At 72.2% G+C, this 7,823-nt stretch carries 8 protein-coding genes; 3 read left to right on the top strand and 5 right to left on the bottom strand.

What is annotated here, in order from left to right:
• Window positions 1-138, top strand: a 138-nt coding sequence (locus Q0R63_RS16215; RefSeq protein ID WP_295699494.1) for a GreA/GreB family elongation factor, incomplete at its 5' end; no start/stop codon positions are given.
• A 43-nt stretch (window positions 139-181) separates the two neighbouring features.
• On the opposite strand, the gene ilvA is transcribed toward Q0R63_RS16215, so the two are convergent.
• Genes ilvA through Q0R63_RS16190 form a run of 5 tightly spaced genes read right to left on the bottom strand, consistent with a single transcriptional unit; the run spans window position 182 to window position 5,612 of the window.
• Window positions 182-1,408 carry a threonine ammonia-lyase gene (gene ilvA, locus Q0R63_RS16210; protein ID WP_295699492.1) on the bottom strand — a complete coding sequence of 409 codons (1,227 nt, stop codon included), beginning with the start codon at window positions 1,406-1,408 and terminating at the stop codon, window positions 182-184.
• A 9-nt stretch (window positions 1,409-1,417) separates the two neighbouring features.
• Window positions 1,418-2,284, bottom strand: a complete 867-nt coding sequence (locus Q0R63_RS16205; protein WP_295699489.1) for a VanZ family protein — start codon at window positions 2,282-2,284, stop codon at window positions 1,418-1,420.
• Between the two features lies 1 nt (window position 2,285).
• The gene (locus Q0R63_RS16200) at window positions 2,286-3,068 is read right to left on the bottom strand and encodes a VanZ family protein (protein WP_295699487.1); all 783 of its coding nucleotides are present in this window, start codon (window positions 3,066-3,068) and stop codon (window positions 2,286-2,288) included.
• On the bottom strand, window positions 3,065-4,423 hold the full coding sequence (locus tag Q0R63_RS16195; RefSeq protein ID WP_295699484.1) for a glutamate mutase L: 1,359 nt from the start codon (window positions 4,421-4,423) through the stop codon (window positions 3,065-3,067). Before Q0R63_RS16195 ends, Q0R63_RS16200 begins: the two co-directional genes overlap by 4 nt.
• 4 nt (window positions 4,424-4,427) lie before the next feature.
• The gene (locus Q0R63_RS16190; RefSeq protein WP_295699482.1) at window positions 4,428-5,612 is read right to left on the bottom strand and encodes a cystathionine gamma-synthase; all 1,185 of its coding nucleotides are present in this window, start codon (window positions 5,610-5,612) and stop codon (window positions 4,428-4,430) included.
• Window positions 5,613-5,937: 325 nt separating this feature from the next.
• Between Q0R63_RS16190 and Q0R63_RS16185 the strand changes: the two genes are divergently transcribed.
• Both Q0R63_RS16185 and msrA read left to right on the top strand, forming a co-directional pair.
• Window positions 5,938-6,753, top strand: a complete 816-nt coding sequence (locus Q0R63_RS16185; protein WP_295699480.1) for an SDR family oxidoreductase — start codon at window positions 5,938-5,940, stop codon at window positions 6,751-6,753.
• A gap of 153 nt (window positions 6,754-6,906) precedes the next feature.
• The gene (gene msrA / locus Q0R63_RS16180) at window positions 6,907-7,611 is read left to right on the top strand and encodes a peptide-methionine (S)-S-oxide reductase MsrA (RefSeq protein WP_295699478.1); all 705 of its coding nucleotides are present in this window, start codon (window positions 6,907-6,909) and stop codon (window positions 7,609-7,611) included.
• The last annotated feature ends 212 nt before the right edge of the window (window positions 7,612-7,823 follow it).

Raw genomic sequence — 7,823 nt, 5'->3', positions numbered from 1 at the left:
CTCGAGGTCTTCTCGGAGCAGTCCCCGCTCGGCAAGTCGATCAACGGCAAGAAGGTCGGCCAGAGCGCGACCTACCAGACGCCGGCCGGCAAGACCGTCAAGGTCAAGGTCCTGAAGGCCGCGCCCTACACCGGCTGAGCCCGCCGTCCCCTTATCGGGTCACCCGACAAAGGAACGAGGGTCAGCGGAAGACCAGCCGGTAGCCGTCGGCGCGGAGCTGGCGCAGGACCTCTTCGCGGTGCTCGGGACCCTTGGTCTCGCACTCGACGGCGATCTCCACCTCGTCCACCGAGAGGGTCGTCTCCGAGCGCGTGTGCTGGACCTCGACGACGTTGGCGTCCGCGCCGGCGAGGTCGGCGAGCAGCAGGGCCAACGAGCCCGGCTTGTCGGGGACACGCACCGAGAACTGGAGATAGCGGCCGGCCGCGACCATGCCGTGCCGGATGATCCGCAGCATGAGCAGCGGGTCGATGTTGCCGCCGGAGAGGACGGCGACGACCGGGCCCTCGAACTGGCGGGACGACGGCTCGAGCAGCCGCGCGACGGCCGCGGCTCCGGCAGGCTCGACCACGAGCTTGGCCCGCTCGAGCAGGAACAGCAGCGCCCGGCTGAGGTCTGCCTCGCTGACCGTGTCGATCGCGTCGACGAGCTCGGCCACCACGGCATACGGGACGATGCCCGGGGTGCCGACGGCGATGCCGTCGGCCATCGTCGACATCGTCTCGAGGGGGACGGGTCGTCCGGCCCGCAACGACATGGGGTATGCCGCGGCCTGCTCCGCCTGGACCCCCACCACCCGCACGTCCGGGCGGACCGCCTTGACCGCGACCGCGATCCCCGCGAGGAGGCCACCGCCGCCCGTGCAGACGACGATGGTCCTGACGTCGGGGCACTGATCGAGGATCTCGAGTCCGCAGGTGCCTTGTCCCGCAACGATATCGGGATGGTCGAAGGGGTGGATGAGGACGGCGCCGGTCTCGGCCGACCACGCGTGCGCGGCGACGAGGCACTCGTCGATGGTGAGGCCGAGCTGCTCCACCGCGGCGCCGTAGGCCCGGGTCGCGATGAGCTTGGGCATCGCCGCGCCGAGCGGCATGTAGACCTTGGAGTGGATGCCCAGCAGCTGCGCCGCGAGGGCGACGCCCTGCGCGTGGTTGCCGGCGCTGGCGGCGACGACGCCCCGCGCCCTCTCCGCGTCGCTGAGCCGCGCCATCCGGGTATAGGCACCGCGGATCTTGAACGAGCCCGCGCGCTGGAGGTTCTCGCACTTGAGGAACACCTCGCTGCCGACCCGTTCGGAGAGGGCCCGGCTGTATTCGAGGGGGGTCGGGCGGACGACGCCTGATAGCAGCTCCTGGGCGGCGCGGATGTCGTCGATCGTCACCGGCAGGGTGGACGGGGTGGCCATGACCGAAGGCTAGCGATCGCCCGGGGGACGGGTCGCCGGCCCCGTCGTCGGCCACGTCGTCAGCCCCGTCGTCAGCCCCGTCGTCAGCCGGGTCGCGACGAGGTAGGCCGCCCAACCGAGGAGCACGCCGAGCGCGTTGGTGGCGACGTCGACGGTGGAGCAGGTCCGGCTGGTGAACACGGCCTGGTAGGACTCGACGCCGACGGACAGCACTGCGGCGAGGGTGATCCACCATCCCGTGCGGCGCCGGGCGACCGCGGCGATGCCGATGCCGAGCGGCACGAAGAGCGCGACGTTGGGGAGCTGTTCGGTCGTCAGCTTGTGGACGTCGAGAGCAGGCAGCCGCGATGGAGTCACCGTCGGCGGCGCGCCGACCTGGGGGACGGCGAGGGCCAGGACGGTTGGCGCCTGCGTCCTGCCACCGCCGACGCTCCCGCCGCCGACGCTCGCACCACCGAAGCCGAAGGAGGGGACCCGGTGCTCGGCGAGCAGGCAGGACCGGAGCTGCCCCACGGGGTCGGCCGCGAGGTGCGGGCCGTCCTCCCCGGAGGGAAGTGTCGTCAGCCCGACGAGGAGGAGCCCGCCGGCGACCCAGGAGGCCGCCACCCACGACGCGCCGAGGGTCCGGCAGAGGGCCAGGGCGCCGACCGCGACCGCCGCGAGGGCCACCGGCAACCACCGCTCGTCGGAGCCGATCCCCCGCCAGAGGTAGGTGGCTGCGTCGGTCCGGAGGACGAGCGCGGCGAGGACGGCTGCGACGGGGAGCAGGACCGCCAGCGAGCGTGGCCACGACCGGGATGACCGCTCGCGCAGCAGCAGCGCACCGCCGAGCGCGAGGACACCGAGCAGGGCGACCGCGCCGACATCGCTGGGCACGTCACCTCTCCTGTCGGAGGTCCGGGCGACCGGACCCGCCCGCCCCGGCATCCCGCGCGTCCGGGTCCGGCGGCTCCGACACCGCGCGGTGGCGGGCCCGGGCGACGTGCAGGACCAGCACGGAGAGGCAGAAACCCAGCAGGCCCCCGAGCGCGTTGCACATCACGTCGTTCGGCGCACACACCCGCGCGGTGAACAGCGCCTGGAAGGTCTCGATGGCCATCGAGGTGAGCAGCGGCGGGGCCAGCGCGAGCAGCCAGCGCGGCCGGGCCCGGAGGAGGCCGAGCCCCATCCCTAAGGGCACGAAGAGCGCGACGTTGGCGACGGCCTGGACGAGGACGACCGTCGTCCCGCCGTCCCAGTACTCGCCCGTGGGGAACCACCGGCTGCGTCTCGTGACGCACTCGTAGAGACGGGCGCCACCGTCGTCGAGCAGTCGCGGGGCCCCGAGCGACGACGGCAGGGTGACGAGGCCGATGAGGACCAGCGCACCGCCCAGCCAGAGGGCAAGGGTCCAGGACAGACCGCGTTGCCGACCGACGGCCGCGGCGAGCAGCCCGAGCACCAGCACGGCGATCGGCACGCCCACGTCGAGCCCGACCCAGCGCCAGAGGTAGGTCGTCGCCCTGGTGCCGATGCCGAGGGCGATGCCGACGACCGCGGTCGGCAGGAGATAGACGAGCGAGCGCGGCCACGTCGCGGGCACTCGCTCGGCGACGAGTCGCCCGAAGCCCACCGCCATCGTGAGCAGGATGATCGTCGTCGCGAGGTCGGGCCTGCTCACCGCGCGACCGCCTCGACCGTGCCGGCGAGGGCGGCGGCGACCTCGGGGTGGGAGTCAGCGAGCAGGCCCACCGCGAAGAGCACGTATGCCGTGTCGACCCCGGTCCGCGCGGCTGCCGGCACCTTCCAGCCGCCACCGTGGTCGGCGGTGACCGCCTCGAGGACGCCCGACGCGGCGGGACCGGCGTGGCGCAGCACGCCGCCGGAGCCGATCAGCAGCCCGACCCGGGTCAGGGGACGCGGACCGTCCCCGGGAGCGGGTGGTCGACCGTGCCGCCGAACCGCGACGAGGGCGGCGAGCCGGGCCAGCTCGAGGTCGAGCGCCTGCTCCGCGGCGTCGTCGGGGAGGTGGGTCGGGTTCTTGGCCAACCGCGCGGCATACGGCTCGAGGGCGGGGCTCGTCGCCAGCACCTCCCGGTGGGCCGCCTCGACGATCCCGTCGGCGTTCCACCGCATGCCGAGGTCGGCCTCGACGGTGCGCGCGTGCCAGAGCGGTGCGACGACCTCCTTACGGAGAGAGGCGTCCTCGCCCGCAGGAGTGAGGCAGGAGTAGACGTCGGTCGTCGCGCCGCCGATGTCGACGACGAGGACGTCGCACCCCGAGGTGTCGGCGAGGACCTCGACGCCGCGCAGGACGGCATCGGGCGTCGCCGCGCGGACCGCCGTCGCGAAGGCAGGGTCGTGGGAGAGTCCCTTGCCCCCGATGACGTGGTCGAGGAAGGCGGCGCGGATGGCTGCGCGCGCGCTCTCCGGGGCGATCACGCCGATCTCGGGGACGACGTTGTCGGCGAGGACGTGCCGCCGGCCCGTCGAGGCCAGCAGCGTGGCCACCTCGTCACGCACCGCGACGTTGCCCGCGACGACGACCGGAGCAGCGACACGGGCTGCAGCAAGACGAGCAGCATTGTGCAGCAACACTTCCGAGTTGCCACCGTCCGTGCCGCCGACGAGCAGCACCAGGTCCGGTCGGGCCGCGCGCAGAGCCGCGACCGCCACGCGGTCGAGCGGTCCGGCAGCGACGTGGACGACGCGTCCACCGGCACTGAGCCCGACCCGACGCCCCGCCTCGGCGGTCACCGACCGCTCGTATCCGACGACGGCGAGCCGCAACCCTCCCCCGGCGCTGGAGCACGCGACGACCTCCACGCCGTCGGGCACGCCGAGCCGGACGCGCAGCTCGCGCACCCCGTCGAGGACGTCGGTGCCGAGGCTCGTCGGCACCGAAGCGGTCCCGACGAACCGTGCTGAGCCGAGGTCCACGAGCGCGGCCTTGGTGAAGGTGGACCCGACGTCGACGCAGAGCAGGAGCGACCCCGGCCCACCGGGGTCGGGGCTCGGGGGCTGCGCCGCGACCACGCGGTCAGCCGTGGGCGTTGAGGGCGGCGTCGAGGTCGCTGACCAGGTCGTCGGCGTCCTCGATGCCCACGGACAGCCGGACGAGGTTGCGCGGCACCTCGAGCTCGGTCCCGGCCACCGACGCGTGGGTCATCCTGGCCGGGTGCTCGATGAGCGACTCGACGCCACCGAGGGATTCGCCGAGAGTCCAGATCGCCGTCGCGCCGCACACGTCGACCGCCGCCTGCTCGCCGCCGGCGAGGAGGATCGAGACCATGCCACCGAACCGCTTCATCTGCCGCGCGGCGACGGCGTGGCCGGGATGGCCTTCGAGGCCGGGATAGAACACCTTCTCGATCGCCGGGTGGCCCGCGAGGTGAGCCACGACAGCCTCCGCGTTGTCGCAGTGCCGTTCCATCCGCACCGCCAGGGTCTTCAGCCCGCGCAGCACGAGCCACGCATCGAATGGGCCGGCGATCCCGCCGATCGCGTTCTGGTGGAACGCGATTCGCTCGGCGATGTCCTCGAGTCCCTTGACGGTCACGTCCTTCGCCGTGACGACGGCGCCACCCACGACGTCGCTGTGGCCCCCGGCATACTTGGTCGTCGAATGGGTGACGATGTCGGCGCCGAGGGCGAGCGGCTGCTGGAGATAGCTCGTCGCGAAGGTGTTGTCGACGACGAGCAGCGCACCGGCCGCGTGGGCGACCTCGGCGATGGCGCGGATGTCGGTGATGCCGAGCAACGGGTTGCTCGGGGTCTCCACCCACACGAGTTTGGTGACCCCCGGCCTGATCGCCGCCCGCACGGCCTCCACGTCGTGGGTGGCCGCGACCGAGTGCTCGATCCCCTGCGGCCTGGCGACCCGGTTGAAGTAGCGGTAGGTGCCGCCGTAGGCGTCGGACGGGACGACCGCGTGGTCGCCGGGCGTCAGCAGCGAGCGGACGACGGTGTCCTGGCCGGCGAGCCCCGACGCGAAGGCGAACCCCTTCCCGCCGCCTTCGAGCGCGGCCAGGCACTCCTCGAGGGCGGTGCGGGTCGGGTTGGCCGAGCGGGAGTACTCGTAGCCGCCGCGGAACCCTCCGATGCCGTCCTGCTTGTAGGTCGAGACCTGGTAGATCGGGGTAACGACCGCGCCCGTCCCGGCGTCCGGCTCCTGGCCGGCGTGGATGGCGCGCGTCGAGAAGCCGTGGTCGGCAGGCGGGGTCATGGGGAGGAGGTTATCTCCGCCCGCCCGGGAGGATGCTGAGGGGACGGGGGCGTCGTCCGTTCGGACGATCCCGACCTGACGACTTGACTGATCCTTGACCTGTCGCCGCATGTCACGATGGATTCAGCGGCGAGAATGGATCGGAACAGCAGATTCCCCTGCTTTCCGGTCGCGCTCACCGCGGATCTCAACGGGAAACGGCGCCACTGGTAGGCCTGCACGTCGTCGGGGGGCGATATGAGCTCAGGCCGACCAGGGGCGTCTTCTCGCGTCCGGCCATCGAGGATCGCCTCGGGTCACCTAGGGTCGCGTCATGGTCAGCGACATGGGAAGCACTGCCACGCGAGGCGTGCTGGTCACGGGTTCGTCCCGCGGGGTCGGCGCCGCGACCGCGCGGGCGTTCGCTGCGCGCGGTGACCGGGTGGTCGTGCACTACCGGTCGGCCGAGGCGCCGGCCAGGGAGCTGCTCGAGAGCCTCGCCGGCAACGGTCATGCGCTCGTGCGCGCCGACCTGTCGCGCCCGGACGAGGTCCGCCGGCTGGCCGACGAGGCCGCCGACGCGCTGGGCCGGATCGACGTGCTGGTCAACAACGCCGCGCTGTTCCTCGACCCCGCAGCCGCCCCGGAGGGCGGGAGCCGTCGCGGCGACCACCGGATCACCGACGTCGACTACGACGCGTGGGTCCGCGCGTGGCAGACGACCCTGGCGACCAACCTCATGGGCCCGGCCAACCTCACCTGGTGCGTGGCCCGGCACATGATCGCGACGCCGCCCGCCGCCGGGATGCCCCGGGGCCGGATCGTCAACGTCGGCTCGCGCGGCGCCTACCGCGGCGAACCCGACGTCCCGGCATACGGTGCGAGCAAGGCCGGGCTGCACGCCTTCGGCCAGTCGATGGCCATCGCCCTGGCGCCAGAAGGGATCTCGGTGGTCTCGCTCGCGCCGGGCTTCATCGCGACGGACATGGCTGCGACGCTGCTCGACGGTCCCGGTGGGGCCGCGATCCGGGCACAGAGCCCCTTCGACCGCGTCGCCACGCCGGAGGAGGTGGCCCGCGCTCTCGTGACCCTGGCCGCGCCCGACGCCGAGTGGGTGTCCGGGTCGGTCATCGACTTCAACGGCGCGAGCTATCTGCGCTGAGCCTTCAAGGTCCGGAACCCACACCGCGGCACCCCGTGCCGTCATCGCCCCGTAATCCGGAGGTGGTGCGGGTGTGGAATGGTCGGTGGGCGCCACTCGTTCCTCCCACAGGCGCCCGTGTCGGCGTATTCGCGAAACAGCTAGGAGACCCTGATGTTCGGACTCGGCCGGAAGTCGACGATGCCCACGCCGGAGGACGCCCTTCCCGGTCGTGCGACGAGGCCCTACGCGGTCGACCCCACCAACGTCGTCCTCGGGACGCCGCTCGAGGGCCCCTATCCCGAGGGCTTCGAGGAGCTCTACGTCGCGATGGGGTGCTTCTGGGGTGTCGAGCGGATCTTCTGGAAGCAGCCAGGGGTCTATGTGACCTCGGTGGGATACATGGGCGGCTACACGCCGAATCCCACCTATGAGGAGAGCACGACCGGGCGCACCGGGCACGCCGAGACGGTGCACATCGTCTACGACCCCGAAGCCACGTCGGCCGAGCTGCTGCTCAAGGAGTTCTGGGAGAACCACAACCCGACGACGGCCAACCGGCAGGGCAACGACGTCGGGACCGCCTACCGCTCGGCGATCTACTGGACGACGCCAGAGCAGGAGCGGGCCGCCATCGCGACCCGCGACGCCTTCCAGAAGGTGTTGACGGACAACGGGTTCGGTGAGATCTCGACCGAGATCCGCTCCGCGGAGGACGCCGGCCCGTACTACCTCGGTGAGGACTACCACCAGGGCTACCTCCACAAGAACCCCGGCGGCTACTGCAACCACGGCCCCAACGGGATGACCTGCCCGGTCGGCCTGCTGTCGTCGGACTCGACGCCGGCCCAGACCGACGTGCTGCCGCCGCGCGCCTGACCCTGGCTCGCCCCTGCCCGTCCGGCGGCCACCGTCGTGGGTCGTGCGCGCCGCGATGCCCCTGCCCTTTATCGGGTGACCCGATAAAGGGTCGGTTCGCTGGAGAACCGTTCCCCAGTGAAGCGTCCCCTTATCAAAAGCCGCCTATCGGATGACTCGAGAAAGGGACGGTGCGCCCGAGAACCGTCCCCCCTCGAAGCGTCCCTTTATCG

Source organism: Lapillicoccus sp. (assembly GCF_025353065.1).
In the GTDB taxonomy this organism is placed as follows: Bacteria; Actinomycetota; Actinomycetes; order Actinomycetales; family Dermatophilaceae; genus Lapillicoccus.
This window is presented reverse-complemented; position numbering and strand designations above follow the sequence as displayed.